At 73.0% G+C, this 15,595-nt stretch carries 12 protein-coding genes; 6 read left to right on the forward strand and 6 right to left on the reverse strand.

Annotated features, from left to right (window positions below; all coding sequences use genetic code 11):
* Positions 1 to 108: 108 nt before the first annotated feature.
* Positions 109 to 1,116, reverse strand: a complete 1,008-nt coding sequence (locus tag ABZ624_RS02095; RefSeq protein WP_360081644.1) for a Ppx/GppA family phosphatase — start codon at positions 1,114 to 1,116, stop codon at positions 109 to 111.
* A gap of 256 nt (positions 1,117 to 1,372) precedes the next feature.
* Between ABZ624_RS02095 and ABZ624_RS02100 the strand changes: the two genes are divergently transcribed.
* The 6 genes from ABZ624_RS02100 (at position 1,373) to ABZ624_RS02125 (ending at position 11,041) form a co-directional block, all read left to right on the forward strand.
* Entirely contained in the window at positions 1,373 to 2,554 is a 1,182-nt protein-coding gene (locus tag ABZ624_RS02100; RefSeq protein WP_360081645.1) for an FAD-dependent oxidoreductase, read from the forward strand.
* 126 nt (positions 2,555 to 2,680) lie between these two features.
* A complete protein-coding gene (locus ABZ624_RS02105) occupies positions 2,681 to 4,480 on the forward strand; it encodes an RICIN domain-containing protein (protein WP_360081646.1) in 1,800 nt (599 codons plus the stop codon).
* A 30-nt stretch (positions 4,481 to 4,510) separates the two neighbouring features.
* Positions 4,511 to 5,326: an inositol monophosphatase family protein gene (locus tag ABZ624_RS02110; protein WP_360081647.1), complete on the forward strand. Its 816-nt coding sequence runs from the start codon at positions 4,511 to 4,513 to the stop codon at positions 5,324 to 5,326.
* Positions 5,327 to 5,370: 44 nt separating this feature from the next.
* Positions 5,371 to 6,726, forward strand: a complete 1,356-nt coding sequence (locus tag ABZ624_RS02115; protein ID WP_360081648.1) for an FAD-binding protein — start codon at positions 5,371 to 5,373, stop codon at positions 6,724 to 6,726.
* A gap of 148 nt (positions 6,727 to 6,874) precedes the next feature.
* On the forward strand, positions 6,875 to 8,338 hold the full coding sequence (locus ABZ624_RS02120; protein ID WP_360081649.1) for an aminotransferase class I/II-fold pyridoxal phosphate-dependent enzyme: 1,464 nt from the start codon (positions 6,875 to 6,877) through the stop codon (positions 8,336 to 8,338).
* 423 nt (positions 8,339 to 8,761) lie between these two features.
* Complete coding sequence (locus ABZ624_RS02125) at positions 8,762 to 11,041, forward strand: catalase (protein ID WP_360081650.1); 2,280 nt, start codon at positions 8,762 to 8,764, stop codon at positions 11,039 to 11,041.
* 27 nt (positions 11,042 to 11,068) lie between these two features.
* Here ABZ624_RS02125 and ABZ624_RS02130 read toward each other — a convergent pair whose 3' ends face one another.
* The 5 genes from ABZ624_RS02130 to ABZ624_RS02150 are packed head-to-tail and all read right to left on the reverse strand — an operon-like array spanning position 11,069 to position 15,503.
* Positions 11,069 to 12,745: a GAF domain-containing SpoIIE family protein phosphatase gene (locus ABZ624_RS02130; protein WP_360081651.1), complete on the reverse strand. Its 1,677-nt coding sequence runs from the start codon at positions 12,743 to 12,745 to the stop codon at positions 11,069 to 11,071.
* Positions 12,729 to 13,790: an ATP-binding SpoIIE family protein phosphatase gene (locus ABZ624_RS02135; protein WP_360081652.1), complete on the reverse strand. Its 1,062-nt coding sequence runs from the start codon at positions 13,788 to 13,790 to the stop codon at positions 12,729 to 12,731. Before ABZ624_RS02135 ends, ABZ624_RS02130 begins: the two co-directional genes overlap by 17 nt.
* Positions 13,787 to 14,233 (reverse strand): anti-sigma regulatory factor, encoded by a 447-nt coding sequence (locus ABZ624_RS02140; protein ID WP_360082163.1) that lies wholly within the window; start codon positions 14,231 to 14,233, stop codon positions 13,787 to 13,789. The genes ABZ624_RS02135 and ABZ624_RS02140 overlap by 4 nt, the downstream gene beginning before the upstream one ends.
* On the reverse strand, positions 14,233 to 14,613 hold the full coding sequence (locus ABZ624_RS02145) for an STAS domain-containing protein (protein WP_360081653.1): 381 nt from the start codon (positions 14,611 to 14,613) through the stop codon (positions 14,233 to 14,235). Before ABZ624_RS02145 ends, ABZ624_RS02140 begins: the two co-directional genes overlap by 1 nt.
* On the reverse strand, positions 14,610 to 15,503 hold the full coding sequence (locus tag ABZ624_RS02150; RefSeq protein WP_360081654.1) for an STAS domain-containing protein: 894 nt from the start codon (positions 15,501 to 15,503) through the stop codon (positions 14,610 to 14,612). The genes ABZ624_RS02145 and ABZ624_RS02150 overlap by 4 nt, the downstream gene beginning before the upstream one ends.
* Positions 15,504 to 15,595 lie beyond the last annotated feature (92 nt).

Consider the following 15,595-nt stretch of genomic DNA (forward strand, 5'->3'; position numbering starts at 1 on the left):
CGTTTGTCATGATCGCTACAGATCGGTGGCGGCTTTCGGGATCCTTGGAGAAATACGAACCGGGGCAAGCCGGTGCAGGCGGGGCGGACCCCGTCGACCGAGGTCCGGTCAGGCCGGTGGGCCGGCGATGCGCAGGGGTGCCGCGGAGGGTGATGCCGCGCTGCCGGTGGCGCCGGTGGCGTCCGTCCACCAGTCCGCGCCGTCCTCGATGTAGCGCAGCAGCACGCCCTCGCGGATCGCCCACGGGCAGACGACGGCCCCGCCCAACCCCATGAGCTTCAGCGCCGTGTGCCCGACGACCGCTCCGGCCAGGCTCTGCGCGGCGCGCGGCGCGGAGATCCCGGGCAGCTGGGCGCGCTCTGCGGCGGGCAGCGCGGCCAGGGTGCGGACCGCCTTGCGCAGATCCCGGCAGCGCATCTCCCGCGGCACGAACGGGCCGCACCGCCCGGGCGCCGCCCCGCACAGCCGGGCCAGCTGCTGGAAGGTCCGCGAGCTGACCGCGGCGGTGCGCGGCCGTTCCCAGCGGATCCGGGAGGCCACGTCCCGCAGCTCATGGCGGATCCGGCGGCGCAGCTCCTTCAGCTCGGCCTGTTCCGGCGGGTCCTGGTCAGCCAGGTACTCCTGGGTCAGCCGGTTCGCGCCGAGCGGCAGGGAGGCGGCGAAGTCGGGCAGCCGGCCCCGGCCGAAGGCCACCTCCAGGGAGCCGCCGCCGATGTCGAGCACCGCGAGCGGACCGGCGTGCCAGCCCAGCCAGCGCCGGGCCGCCAGGAACGTCAGCTCGGCCTCGGTCTCGCCCGGCAGCGTGTACATGCGGATCCCGGTGCCTGCCGCGACCCGGCGCAGCGCCTCCTGCCGGTTCGGGGCGTTGCGCACCACCGCGGTGGCGAAGGCCAGCGGTCCCGCCGCATGCCATCTGCGAGCCGTGGCACCCGCCGCGCCCACCGCCTTCACCAGCCGCTCCACCGCCTCGTCGGCGATGGTGCCGTCCGGACCGACATGTTCGGACAGGCGCAGCTTCCACTTGACGGTGTGCACCGGCAGCGGAACACCGCCCTCCACATCCGCGATCACCAACCGGACCGTGTTCGACCCCGCATCCACCACACTCACCCGCATGGCCGAGGAGTACCCATTTTCCCGTCAGGAACCCGTCGTTCAGGGGGCGCCTGAGGGCACAGCACCGGCGGCTGTGTCTCTCGGAACGGCTCGCGGCGCGCACACCAGGTCCGCCTCGGTGAACGCCGGCTCCTTCATCCGGCAGCCCCCTCGGCACCCCGATCGGGTCCTGTCCGGATCTCGGCCCCCGTAGCCCCGCACCGGCCCGCCCCTGCCCTTAGATGGTCACCACCACTGTCGGCGCAAGGAGCGGCACTTGAGCGGGACGGATGCGACGAGGGTACTGGTGATCGGCGGCGGCATCGCGGGGACCGCGGCCGCGCTCGGGCTGTACAAGGCCGGACACGGCGTCACCGTGTACGAGGCACACCCCGACACGGCCGAGGACAGCGGGGCGTTCCTGACCCTGGCGAGCAACGGCATGCGCGCCCTGGCCCAGCTCGACGCCACGGACGCCGTCACCGCCGTCGGTTTTCCGCTGACTTCCCTGCGGCTGCTCGACAGCCAGGGAACCGAGCTGACGCACGCCCCGCTCGGCGAGATGGCCGACCCGGACCTGCGGTACCGCTGTCTGCGCCGCGGCGAGCTGCTCGCGGCCCTGCAGGGCGCGGCGGCCCGGCGCGGCATCCGCCTGCGCCACGGCACCCGTCTGACCGACGTCACGGACGGTCCGTACGGCGTCACCGCCCGGTTCGCCGACGGCAGCACCGCTCAGGCGGACCTCGTCGTCGGCGCCGACGGGCTGAACTCCACCGTGCGCCGGATCCTCACCCCCGGTGTCCGGCCCACATACGCGGGCCAGCGGGTCTTCTACGGCTACAGCCGCGCCGCACCGGGCGCGGACGGCACCGGCGTCATCACCATGGTCCGGGGCAGCGAGACCGCCTTCGGATACGCCACGTCCCCGACCGGGCAGACGTACTGGTTCGCCCGCGTGAGCACCGAACCCCTGCCCGCCGGCGGAGCCGCGCACCCCTCCCCGTGGCGCGAGGAGCTGCTGCCACTGCTACGCAAGGACGCCACCCCCGCCGCGGACATCGTCGCCGCGTCCGAGGGCCCCGTGATGGTCACCAACGCCACCGAGATGCCGCTCGGCGTGCTGTGGCGGAAGGGACGCACCCTGCTCATCGGGGACGCCGCACACGCGGCCTCCCCGGCGACCGGCCAGGGCGCCTCGATGGCCCTGGAGGACGCCGTCGTCCTCGCCAAGGCCCTGCGCGATCTGCCCGGTCCCGAGGCCGCGTTCGCCGCCTACGAAAGGCATCGCCGCCCGCGGGTGGAGCACAACATCACCGTCAGCGGAGGCATCTCCCGCGGCAGCCACAGCCCCTCCCGCCCGTCTCCCGTCGCGGCCCGTCCCACGGAGCCGGACGAGGCGCTGATCCACCAGCTGACCTGGGACATCCTGCTGCCCGACGCCCCGCCCGAGCAGCACTGACCGGGGCACCCCGGCGGACTTACACACGCGAAAGTGCAAGAGGCGCAGCACTGGAGTCCATTGCCGAAGGAAACCGCCGGGCCGGATCGTTCCGTGCAACCGGCCCTTCGGCAACAAGGAGCACAGTTGCGACTCTTGAACAGAGCAGGCGGCGCCCTGGCGGTGTTGTCGACGACTGCCGCCCTGGTCCTGTGCGGCGGCACCGCGTCCCCGGCATCGGCCCAGGCCCCCGCCGACGCCACCTACACCGTGACCGTGGGGACCCCGGTGCCCTTCACCCACCCCACGGACACCCCCGCCGGCCCTTACCTCGACCGGGACGGCACCTTCCACTACCAGCAGTCCGCCGCGCTGTACGGCGCCAAGGACCCGCGCACCTGGGACTTCTACACCGGCAAGGACTTCGACACCGCCACGTTCGACAAGACACTGAGCAAGGCGGTGAACCCCGCCAACCCCGCCGACCGCAACGACGACACCACCTGGCGCTGCAACAACAGCCCCACCGGCCGTGAAGCGACCTACGCGCCGAGCGGCTCCGGCTACGCCCAGAAGAACTACTGCGACCTGTCCGGAGTGTGGGTCGACCCCGACACCGGCGACTGGTACGGCCTGGTGCACAACGAGTTCACCCCGCAGCCCTTCGGCGACGGACTGCACTACGACGCCGTCGACTACGCCGTCTCCACCGACAAGGGCCGCACCTGGACCGTCAAGGACCATGTGCTCACCTCCCCGTACAGCACCGGGCGCGGGGACACCACGGCCTTCCCGAACCAGACGTACTCCTACGGCGACGGCGACCAGCGCCTCTTCGTCGACACCGCCTCCGGCTACTTCTACGTCTATTACGGCTCCCGGATCATCGACAAGAGCGGCGGCTGGAAGGCGTTCTACGAGCACGTGGCCCGTGCCCCGATCTCCGCCAAGATGGCCCCCGGCTCCTGGCGCAAGTGGTATGCCGGCGCCTGGTCCCAGCCCGGCACCGGCGGCAGGGAGAGCGACATCGTCCCCGTGGACGCCGACCACCCCACCGGCTACACCCCGGCCTCCGCCGAGTACGACCCGGCCAACACCGGCACCGCCGCCGAACAGATCGCGGCCGGGAAGATGCCCCCGACCTCTCCGCTGTTCGTCATGAACATCGCCTACGACGCCCATCTCGGGCTGTACATCGGCGAACCGCAGGCCGTCGACCAGAGCGGGAAATCGCCGCAGTACCTCTACGCCACCGACGACCTGACGACCCAGAAGTGGCACCTCATCGGGGACACCGGCGGCTACACCGACGCCTCCTGGTACCGCTGGTTCCTGGACAGCGCCAACCGCACCGGCTCCACGATCGTCGGCAGGTCCTTCCGCTCCTACTGCGCCTTCGGCTGCTCGCACGACTCCTCCGGCGAGTACGTCGACATCACCGTCGACACCGGGAAACCCGCGGCCGCGCCCGTGGACACCGGCCGCGCCTACCGCATCGCCGGCGGCGCCGGCCGCATCCTCGCCCAGGGTCCGGGCGGCTCCGCCACCACCGCACCGGCCGGGCCCACCGGCTCGGCCCGGGCGTCCTGGGTCTTCACCCCGACCGGCGACGGCGCCTACACCCTCACCAACGCCGCGAGCGGCCGGCTGCTCGGCGTCGACTCCACGAAGAAGGCCGGCCGGGCCTGGGGCGCCAGACCGACGGTCACGGCGGCACCGGGCGGCCGGCCGGCCGTCGGACAGCAGTGGTTCCTGCTCCCGAACGCGTCCACCGCCGGAACCTACCGCCTGGTCAACCGCTACAGCGGCCTCGTGCTCGGCCTCTCCGGCCGGGTCGCCGAGACCACCCCGCCGCGCAACTGGACCGACACCAGCGGCAGTTCGGTCGGCGGCGGGCGCACCGCGGCCCAGCAGATCCTGTCCTTCTCGCCGACCGGCGCGTACTGACACCGTCGGTGCTCCGCGTAGTCTGCGCCCATGTCGATCACCAACGGGGAATCCGACGCCCGCCTGGCCCTGTCCGCGGCCCAGGCGGGTGCCGCCGTGGTCCGTGACCTCTACGGCAGCCGGCTCGCACGCTACGACAAGTCCGCCGGTGACTTCGCGACCGAGGCGGACCTCGCCGCCGAGCGGGCCATCCTGGACGTACTGCGCGCCACCCGGCCCGACGACGCCGTGACCGGCGAGGAGAGCGGCCGTTCGGGCGCCGCCGACGCCCACCGCCGCTGGCTCGTCGACCCGCTGTGCGGCACCCTCAACTACGCCGTACGGAACATGCTCGTCGGCGTGAACGTCGCCCTGCGCGAGGGGAGCGAGGTCACGGCCGCCGCGACCGCCGACCCGTTCAGCGGTGAGGTGTTCTGGACCGACGGCGACACGGCGTGGGTGAGCAGGGACGGCGCGGACCAGCGGCTGACGCCCTCGGCCGGGTCCGCGCTGGTGGACGTGAACCTCGACCCGCCGTTCCCCAACGCCCCCGGTTTCCAGGCGGTCCGGCTCCTCGCCGACCCGGGCTTCGCCGAACGCTTCCGGCCCCGGGTGATCTCCAGCACCGTCGCCGTGGCCTGGGTCGCCGCCGGCCGCCGGGCCGCCTATGTCACCGACGGCGACCTGCGTGACAGTGTGCACTTCGCGGCCGGTATCGCCCTGTGCCAGGCGGCCGGCTGCACGGTCACCGGTCTGCACGGCGAGCCCGTGCTCACCGGTGCGGACGGGCTCGTCGCGGCGGCCGACGCGGAGACACACGCCGCCCTGCTGCACCTCGTCAAGAATCAGTCGGCAGAAGGCAGTTGACGGCGGTCTCGACGCATGCCGGGCCCGTCTGATGTGATTCCGGCATGACGACGGCCCACGACCTCGCCGCCCGCTTCGGGCCGGCCCTGGACACCCGTCCGGAGATCCTCCAGGAGGCCGCACAGGACTTCGGGCACCTCGTGCGGTCCGAGCCGCTCGGCGTCCTGCGCCCGCAGTCCGCCGCCGAGATCAAGGACCTGCTGGAGTTCGCCGGACCCCGGGGCATCCCGGTGAGCGCGCGCGGCGGCGGACACTCGATGTACGGCCAGGGCCAGGCGGACCGCGGGATCGTCCTGGACCTGCGCTCGCTGAACCGGGTCGGTCCCGTGACGGACGGCCAGGTGACCGTACAGGCGGGCGCGTTGTGGCGGGAGGTGCTGGCCGCCACCCTGCCGCACGGCCGTACCCCGGCGGTCCTCACCGACTACCTCGGCGCGGGTGTCGGCGGTGTCCTGTCGGCGGGCGGACTCGGCGGCGCCACCCACCGGCACGGCCTGGTCGCGGACCAGGTCCTGGAACTGGAGGTGGTGACCGGAGCGGGGGAACACCGGATCTGCTCACCCGGCCGGGACCCCGAGCTGTTCCACGCCGTGCTCGCCGGTCTCGGCCAGTGCGCCGTCATCGTGGCCGCCACCCTGCGCCTGGTCCCCGCTCCCGACCGGGTGCGCCGCTACTGCCTGTACTACCCCGGCCTGGCCCGCTGCCTCGCCGACCAGCGGCGGCTCGCCGAGGAGCCGCGGTTCAGCTGTCTGGAGGGTCAGGCACGGCCGATCGGGGAGCACGACTGGCAGTACATGATCGAGGCCGTGGCCCCGCACGACGGCCCGTACCCGCCCGACGACAGCACCCTGCTCGCCGGGCTCTCGTACGATCCCGCGGCCCTGGAGGCGGAGGATCTCGGATACGGGGAGTTCGCCCACCGCGTGGATACGGACGAGGAGGTCCTGCGGGCGACGGGGGAGTGGCTCCACCCGCATCCCTGGCTCAATCTGCTGCTGCCGCACGACAGCGCCGAGCCCGTCGTCCGTGCCGTACTCGCCGACCCGGCCTTCCGCGACCTGCGGGACACCGGCCTCGTCCTGCTGTACCCGGTGCTCTCCAGCCGGCTGCGCGCCCCCTCCTTCAGCCGCCCGTCCGGTGAAGTGCTGTACCTGTTCGCCTTGTTGCGCACGGCTTCGCCCGGCAGTCCCGAGACGGTCGCGGCCATGGTGGCCGCCAACCGTGCCGCGTACGAACTCGCCCGGTCCCGGGGCGCCGTCGCCTATCCCGTCAACGCGCTGCCCCTGTCGGACGCCGACTGGCGGGACCACTACGGCAGCCGCTGGGCGGCCTTCGCCGAGGCCAAACACCGCCACGACCCGCATTTCATCCTGACCCGCGGACACGGGCTGCGATTCTGAGGCCGTACGGCCCTGAAGGCTTGGTTTGCGAGGGAGGGTCGCTGAGGAGGGGATCCCGGGTTTCGAGCGGGCGACGAGTGCAACACGGAGGGTGCGGCCCCGTTCGGGGGCCGCACCCTGCGTACGCCGGCAGAGGAAGAGGACACTCATGGATCACTCGCGCGCCCCCGTACTCGAGGCCCTGGAGGACTTCCGGCGCCGCGGCGACGTGGTCTTCGGGCCGCCGGGCCACAAACAGGGCCGCGGCACCGACCCCCGGGTCGCCGACGTCCTCGGCATCGACGTCTTCCGCTCGGACGTACTGACCCTCAACGGCCTGGACGACCGCCGGCAGTCCCAGGGCGTGCTGGAACAGGCGCAGGAGCTGATGGCCGACGCGGTGGGCGCCGAGCACGCCTTCTTCTCCACCTGCGGCAGCTCCCTGTCCGTGAAGACCGCGATGTGCTCGGTCGCGGGCCCGGGGGAGAAGCTGCTGCTGTCCCGCAACGCCCACAAGTCGGTCATCGCGGCAGTGATCATCAACGGCGTGGAGCCGATCTGGGTCCACCCGAAGTTTGACACCGAGCGGCACCTGGCCCATCCGCCGGAGCCCGACGACGTCCGCGACCGGCTGCGCGAACACCCCGACGCCAAGGGCATGCTGCTGATCACACCCACCGACTGGGGCACGTGCGCCGACATCCGGGGCGTCGCCGACGCCTGCCACGCCTACGACGTCCCGCTCATCGTGGACGAGGCCTGGGGCGCCCATCTGCCCTTCCACCCGGACCTCCCGGCGTGGGGCATGGACGCGGACGCCGACCTGGTCGTCACCAGCGTCCACAAGATGGGCGGTGCCATCGAGCAGAGCTCGGTGTTCCACCTCCAGCACGACCGGGTGGCACCCGAGGTGCTCAAGCAGCGCGAGGACCTGCTCGGCACCACCAGCGCCTCCTGCCTGGTGTACGGCGCCCTGGACGGCTGGCGGCGGCAGATGGCCGAGCAGGGCCACGAGCTGCTGGAGCGGGCCGTCCACCGGGCCGAGCGGATCCGGGCCGCACTGCGCGAACTGCCGGGGCTGCGCGTGATGGGCGGCGAGGTCATCGAGGAGGGCCTCGCGGCCGAGTTCGACCCCATGAAGATCGTCATCGATGTCCGGGACCTCGGCATCAGCGGCATGCAGGCGGCCGAATGGCTGCGGACCGACCGGCACGTCGACGTGGGCGGCTCGGACACCTGCCGGATCAGCGCCTCCATCACCCACGCCGACGACGACGAGACCGAGAAGATCCTGCTGGACTCCATGCGCTCCCTGGTGGAGAACGCGGGTGCGCTGGAGCGACGGCCCGCCGTCCGGCTGCCCGAGCCGCGCGTGCTCGAACTCGAACAGGCCGTCCTGCCGCGCGAGGCGTTCTTCGGGCCCGCCGAGCAGGTGCCCGCCGAACGTGCCGTGGGCCGGATCGCCGCCGAGATGATCAGCCCCTATCCGCCCGGCGTGCCCGTGGTCGCGCCCGGCGAGGTGATCACGCAGGAGGTGCTGGAGTACCTGCGCAGCGGAGTCGAGCACGGCTTCCTCATCGCCGACGCGGCGGATCCGTCACTGAAGACCATCCGGGTCACGACCCACCCGTGACCGCCCGTGACCGGGTCTCCCGAACTGCGGGGGCCGGGGGCAGCGCCTAAGGTGGCTCGTGCGGGCGGCCGGGTGCTTGCCTGCTCGGGTCAAGAAACCTGCCCTCTTGACGACGACACCCTCGGCAGGGGGCACTTGGCCCTGCTCAACGGTCCCCGGGTCCGGACGGACGCGTCCGGCGGGCCAGCCGTCCCGGCTACTCGATGGGAGACGGCCCGACTTCACCCCGACCGGAAATCCCCCGTGATTGCCGGTTTCGGACGCACCGGCCCGGGGACCTCGGTACGAGGCCGTGCCGCCCCCGTTTTCCTTTCCCTTGATGTGTTCGTGGTGCCGGCCGTATGCCCGGGTGTGGCCGACGCGGGCCGGACACCCCGTCACGCCGGTGCCGGGCCCGCCCCGTGAACCGAAGGAATGGTGGAGATGAGCGAGACGAACCCCCTGAAGCGAGCGGCGGACAAGGTGACGGACGCCCTCCGGGGTGACGGCGCGGGCCCGGAGGAGGGCATCCCCGGCAAGCCCGGTCCCCGCACGCCGTCGGTCGCCGAGCCGACCGAACCCCATGAGCCCTTCCCGCCCAAGCCGGACCAGACCGGCCCCGCCACCGTTTCGCCCACCGGGCAGCCCACCGGCGCCGACCAGGCCCGGACGGCACAGAGCGGCAGCTACCTCACCAACGCCCAGGGCACCCGGCTGTACGACACGGACCACTCGCTCAAGGCGGGACCCCGTGGGCCGGTGCTCCTGCAGGACCACCACCTGCGGGAGAAGATCACGCACTTCGACCACGAACGCATCCCCGAGCGTGTGGTCCACGCCCGCGGCGCGGCGGCGCACGGGATCTTCCGCAGCTACGGCACGGCGGCGAACGTGACGAAGGCGGCCTTCCTCGCCGAGGACGTCGAGACCCCGGTGTTCGTCCGCTTCTCCACCGTGCTCGGCTCCCGGGGCTCCGCCGACACCGTCCGGGACACCCGCGGTTTCGCGACGAAGTTCTACACCAGCGAGGGTGTCTTCGACCTCGTCGGCAACAACATCCCGGTCTTCTTCATCCAGGACGCGATCAAGTTCCCGGACGTCGTGCACGCCGCCAAACCGCAGCCCGACCGCGAGATCCCGCAGGCGCAGAGCGCCCACGACACCTTCTGGGACTTCGTCACCCTGCACACCGAGGCCACCCACCACACCCTGTGGAACATGTCCGACCGGGGCATTCCGCGCTCCTACCGGACGATGGAGGGCTTCGGCATCCACACCTTCCGCCTGGTCGACGCCGACGGCGGGACGACCTTGGTGAAGTTCCACTGGAAGCCGAAGCTGGGCGTGCACTCGCTGGTGTGGGAGGAGGCACAGATCATCAACGGCGTCGACCCGGACTTCCACCGCCGGGACCTCGCCGACGCCATCGAGGCAGGGGCGTACCCCGAGTGGGAGTTCGGCATCCAGACCTTCCCCGACACCCCCGACCAGACCTTCGAGGGCATCGACCTGCTGGACCCGACGAACATCGTCCCCGAGGAACTCGCCCCCGTGCAGCCCATCGGACTGCTCACCCTCAACCGCAACCCCTCCAACTTCTTCGCCGAGACCGAGCAGGTCGCCTTCCACCCCGGCCACCTCGTCCCCGGTATCGACATCACCGACGACCCGCTGCTGTCCGGGCGCCTGTTCTCCTACCTGGACACCCAGATCACCCGTCTCGGCGGCCCCAACTTCGCACAGATCCCCGTCAACCGGCCGCACGCGCCCGTCAACGACATGCTGCGCGACGGCATGCACCAGACGGCCGTGCACCGGGGCGCGGCCCCCTACCGGCCCAACTCCCTCGACGGCGGCTGCCCGTTCACGGCCGGTGCCGACGCGGGCGCGTTCGTCGAGACTCCGGTGCGGGTGCCGGAGGCGACGAAGGTCCGCGAGGCGCCGGCGTCGTTCGACGACCACTTCAGCCAGCCCCGCCGGTTCTGGCTCAGCATGAGCCCCGTGGAGCGTGAGCACATCATCGGCGCCTATACCTTCGAACTCGCCAAGTGCTACGAACAGGCCATCAGGGAACGGGCGTTGCAGGTGCTGGCGAACATCGACCCGGAGCTGTGCGCGGGCGTCGCCACAGGCCTCGGCCTGCCCGCCCCGCAGCCCACCGTGCCCCTGGCCGACGTCGCGCCCAGCCCCGCCCTGTCCCAGGTCGGGCACACCTGGCCCACCGACGGCCGGATCATCGGCATCGTCACCGGCCCCGACGGCGACCTGGACGGCGTACGGGCCGTACGCCAGGAGGTGCTGGACGGCGGCATGGTCCCGCTGGTCGTCGCGCCGACGGGCGGCACCCTCGGCTCCGGCGAGGACGCGCTGAGCGTGCAGCGGACCTACGCCACGGCACGCTCCGTGGAGTTCGACGCCCTGCTGGTGGCCGGCTCCCCGGGCGTCGGCGCCGACGCCTTCGGCGCCCGCGATGCCAAGGCGGGCCTGCCCACCGACCGGAACGGCACTCCCGACCCGCGCGTGGGCCTGCTGCTGGCGGAGGCGTACCGGCACGGCAAGGCCATCGGCGCCGCCAAGGGCGCACAGAGCGTGCTGGAGGCGGCCGGCATCCCCGCCGACGCGCCCGGTGTGATCGCCGGCGACGGCGCCACGACGGTCTTCCAGCAGCTCACCCGGCTCCTCGGCGCCCACCGGGTGTGGGACCGCTTCCCGTCCACCGCCTGACGCCCGCGTCAACCGGTGCGCGGCTGTTCAGGTCCCGGTGGTGCGGCAGAGCAACAGGCAGATGTCGTCGTCGTGTTCGGAGTCGTACAGCATCGGCTTCAGCAGCGAGTCGGCCGCGGTCTCCAGGTCCTCCAGCTGCACCGGGGCGAGCGCGCCCATGGCCCGTGCCAGCCGCTCGATGCCCGTGTCGATCCCGGCGGCCCGCCGCTCCACCAGCCCGTCCGTGTACAGCGCGAGCGTCGAGCCCGCGGGCAGCTCGACGGTGTGCTCCTCGTACTCGAAGGGCACCGGGACGCCCAGCATGATCCCGGGTCTGGCCTCCAGCACCCGCACCTCGCCCCCGGGGTGGCGCACGACGGCCGGCGGATGGCCGGCGGCCGCGTACACCACCCGGGGATCCCCGGGCCTGACCCGGGCGATGGCACAGGTCGCGTACAGCTCCGGCTGCTGGTGGCGGAGCATCCGGTGCAGCAGCGTGAGGATCCGGGCGGGCCCGTTGCCCTCGACGGCGTACGCGCGCAGTGCGGTGCGCAGCTGGCCCATGATGACCGCCGCCCGCAGCCCGTGCCCCGTGACGTCCCCTATCACCGCCAGCACACTGCCGTCGGGCTGCGGGAAGGCGTCGTACCAGTCGCCGCCGATGTTCATCCCGTGCGTGGCCGGCAGATAGCGCGCGGCGAGCGCGAGGCCCGGCGTGGCGGGCAGGTCGGTGAGCTGGGCGCGCTGCAGTTCCTCGGCGACGTTGCGATGCTGCTGGTACTGGCGGGCGTTGTCCAGCGCGATGCCCGCGCGCCGGGCCAGCTCGACCAGCATCACCGTGGTGTCCGGGTCGAAACGGTCGCCGCGCGCGGCCAGGGTCAGCACACCTTGCACCGCGCGCACGCCGAGCGGCAGACACAGCAGCGGACGGTCCGGGGACAGCGCCGAGGCCGGCAGGTCGTCCACGCCCGGCAGCCCGCCCGGCCGCGGGCCCGCGTGCTGGGGCCGGCCGGTGCGGGCCGCCGTCACCGAGGCCGCCGCCCGCTCGGCCGGCGGCGTCCGCTCGTCGTCCACGAGCCAGACGTCGACGTGCCGGGCGTACTCAGGGACCAGCAGCTCCGGCAGCCGGCGCAGGATGTCCTCGTGGTCCAGCGAGGCGTTCAGGGCGGCGCTGGCATCGGCGAGGAAGGTCAGCTGCCGCCGGGCGTTCTCCGCCTCCGCGCGGGCCGTCCGCTCGGCGTCGAGCAGCTCCCGCTGGGCCAGCGCTGCGGCCTCCAGCTCGGCGTGCAGGGCGAGCACACCCTGGTTGGTCTGGTGCAGCTCCTCCCGATGGAAACGGATCAGCTCCTCCGTCTCCGCCAGGTGCGCGAGAACGGCGGACGCCTCCTCGTCGGCGTCGAGGAGGGCCTCGGCGAGCCGGGCGTCGTCGAAGTCGGCGGGCCGCGGCAGCGGCCCGGTGACGGGAGTGGGGCAGACGAGGGTGCGCTGCCACGGACCGGCCCCGCGCAGCAGCACCTGCAGGGTGCCGTCGGCGTGTGCGGTCACGGTCAGCTCCACGCGGGCCCCGGCCCGGCAGGGCCGCAGCCGGGCGCCGAGCGCGGCCAGGAAACGGGTGCGGTCCCACGCGGGCACCGCGGCGTCCGCGGTGAGCCGCGCCAGCAGGGCACGGGCACGGGCCGCGTCGGCGGCCGAGGCGAGGGTCCAGGTGTCAGAGACGGCTGTCATGGGTGCGGGTCCGGCGGTCGGGGGCCAGTACGGCCACACTGGTGTCGTCGCGTACGGGGCGGGCGGGGCTGCTCGCGTCGCGCAGGACGGCCGCGGCCAGCACGGCCGGATCCTGGGCGAGCAGCCGGGGATCGTCCGGCGGCGTCCAGCGGCTGGGCAGTCCGTCACTGTGCATCACGAGCAGACTGTCCGGGCGCCACGGCATCCTGCGCACGGGGATGTGCGCGGGGAAGTACGCCCCGACGATCCCCGGATGGGAGACCAGGGACGTCCAGCTCTCCCCGGTACGCAGCCGGGCGCCGGTGTTGCCGACTCCGGCGAAGCCGAGTTCCGAGCGGTCCGTGTCCAGCTGGGCCACGGCGACCGCCGCGCCGCGGGTCGGCCGCAGCGCCGTGTGCAGCCGGCGCAGGATCTCGGCGGGCGGCAGGTGCGCGGCCCGCTGCAGCTCCGCCACGGCGGCGGTGGACGCGTGCGCGGCCTTGGGTCCGTGCCCGAGACCGTCCGCGAGGAGCAGGGTCAGCAGGGCACCGCAGCGCACCCAGCTCCAGGCGTCACCGCACTGCTCGGCCTCGGCCAGCGAGACGCAGATCCCGCCCGCCGGCGCCTGCACCGCGGGCGTCCCGGGCCCGGCGTGCCCCGGGTCGAACCGGGCCGTCGCCGTGGTGCCGCGGCCCGGCGCGCTGTACAGATGGAAGGTGTCGGCGCTGCGCAGACAACTGCCCAGACCGGCGCCGAGGGAGACCCCGGCGGTGGTGTAGCCGTCCCGCAGCGCCGCGGGGACGTCGGCGATGCCCGGCCCGTGGTCGAGCGAGAAGAGCTGCACCGACACACCCGGACCGCCGGCCGGCGGCCCGACGAGGTTGACCACCATGCGGCCGCCGCCCGCGTGCCTGAGCAGATTGGTGGCCAGCTCGGTGGCGACGAGTTCGGCGGCCGCGGTCCGTCGCGGGGCGAGGCCCGCGTACGCGCATGCCTCCCGGGCGGCCGTCCGGGCATCGCGTACCCGAGTGGAGTCGCCCACCGGTACCTCCCACACCCGGCTCATCCCGCCCCCTGACGCGACGAGGGAACCTGCGTCACCCAGGCGACGGCCGTGACGGTCGTGCCCCGGCCGGGCTCGGTGTCCACGGCGAACTCGTGCACCAGCCGCTTGGCGCCGCTCATGCCGAGGCCGAGACCGCCTCCGGTGGTGTAGCCGTCGGTCATGGCCAGCTCCAGATCGCGGATGCCCGGGCCGCTGTCGGTGAAGCACATCCTCAGGCCCCGGCTGCGGCCGTTGTTCAGCGGAGTGATCTCCGCCCGGCCGCCGCCGCCGTGCACCAGCGTGTTGCGGGCCAGCTCGCTCGCCGCCGTGACCAGCTTGGTCTGCTGGACGAGCCCGAAGCCCAGCTGGGCCGCGCACCGCCGCACCTGCTGCCGCACCCAGGCCAGATCCGCGTCCGAGCCGATGGGCAGGCTGGTCGCGGACGCCTGGCCGGACGCCTGCATCACGTCCCCCTCCGGGCCAGCAGTTCCAGAGCGCGGTCGACGTCGAGCGCGGTGACCAGACCGGGCAGGGCGAGCCCCAGCTCCACGAGCGTGATCGCCACGGCGGGCCGCATCCCGGCCAGCACCGTACGGGCCGCCAGCAGCCGGGCCGTGGAGGCGATCTCGGCGAGCACCCGGCCGAGGAACGAGTCGACGACGTCCACCCCGGAGATGTCGAGCACCACGCCGGTCACCCGGCTGCTGGCGATGCGGCTGGTGATGTCCTGCTGCAGCTGTTCGGCCATGCCGTCGTGCAGCTCGCCCTGGAGCGAGACGAGCAGGACGTCGCCCAGGGCGAGCACCGGCACCTGGGCCGGCTGACCGGGAGTGGGCTGGTTCACCGCGCGCTCGCACCCGCGTCCGCACGGGAGACCTCGATGCCCTGTCGGCCCAGTGCGTAGGCGAGGGCGTCGGCCAGTGAGGCGCGGGTGAGCACCGAGCCGAGGTCGATGCCCAGCTGCACGATCGTCTGTGCGATGGCCGGACGGATGCCGGAGACGATGCACTCGGCGCCCATCAGCCGTGCGGCGGCCACCGTCTTCATCAGATGCTGGGCGACGAGCGAGTCGACCGTGGGCACTCCGGTGATGTCCAGGATGGCGAACCGGGCCCGCTGCTCGACGATGGCCTCCAGCAGCGACTCCATGACGACCTGGCTGCGGGCGCTGTCCAGGGTTCCGATCAGCGGGACGGCGACCGTGCCCTCCCACAGCTGGATGACCGGGGTGGCGACTTCGAGCAGCTGCTGCCGCTGCCGCTCGATCAGCTCCGCGTTCGCGTCCAGCGCCGTCTCCATCACCACCAGGCGCAGCGTGCCCAGCAGCAGGGTCAGCGCCAGCACGCTCTCCTGGGCCTGCGGGGCGGCGGCATCGGGGAACTCCTCGCGCAGCAACTCCACGGCGGGGACGCGCAGTCCGGCCACCTCGTCGGCGATCTGGGACGGAGTCGAGCCGGTGAGGGCCAGGGTCTGCGTCATGCGCCCCAACTGGTCGCGCACCGGCGCGAATCCGGGTGCGGTGATGTCCTCCAGACGTCCGCTCACCGCCACGTCGGAAAGGGAGTCCACCACGGCCTTGCACGCCTCCACCGCCTCGTCGCGGGAGACGGTGAAGACCGAGCGGAACAAGGGGGCGTCGGCCCAGCGCTGGGCGACCTGCTCCCGGCGCCGTTCCAGGAAGGAACTCACCACCTGTGGCGCCGATGCGGCCATGTCCTGCTCGGGCACTCTCATTCTCTCCTACTCCCTTGACTCGGGGGTCACTTGGCGTGCCGACTCAGCTCCCGCGTCGCGCCAAGCGGTGTCGGCCCGGCGGCGGGTGCCAC

The sequence above is a fragment of the Streptomyces sp. NPDC007205 genome (genome assembly GCF_040634095.1).
GTDB lineage: Bacteria > Actinomycetota > Actinomycetes > Streptomycetales > Streptomycetaceae > Streptomyces.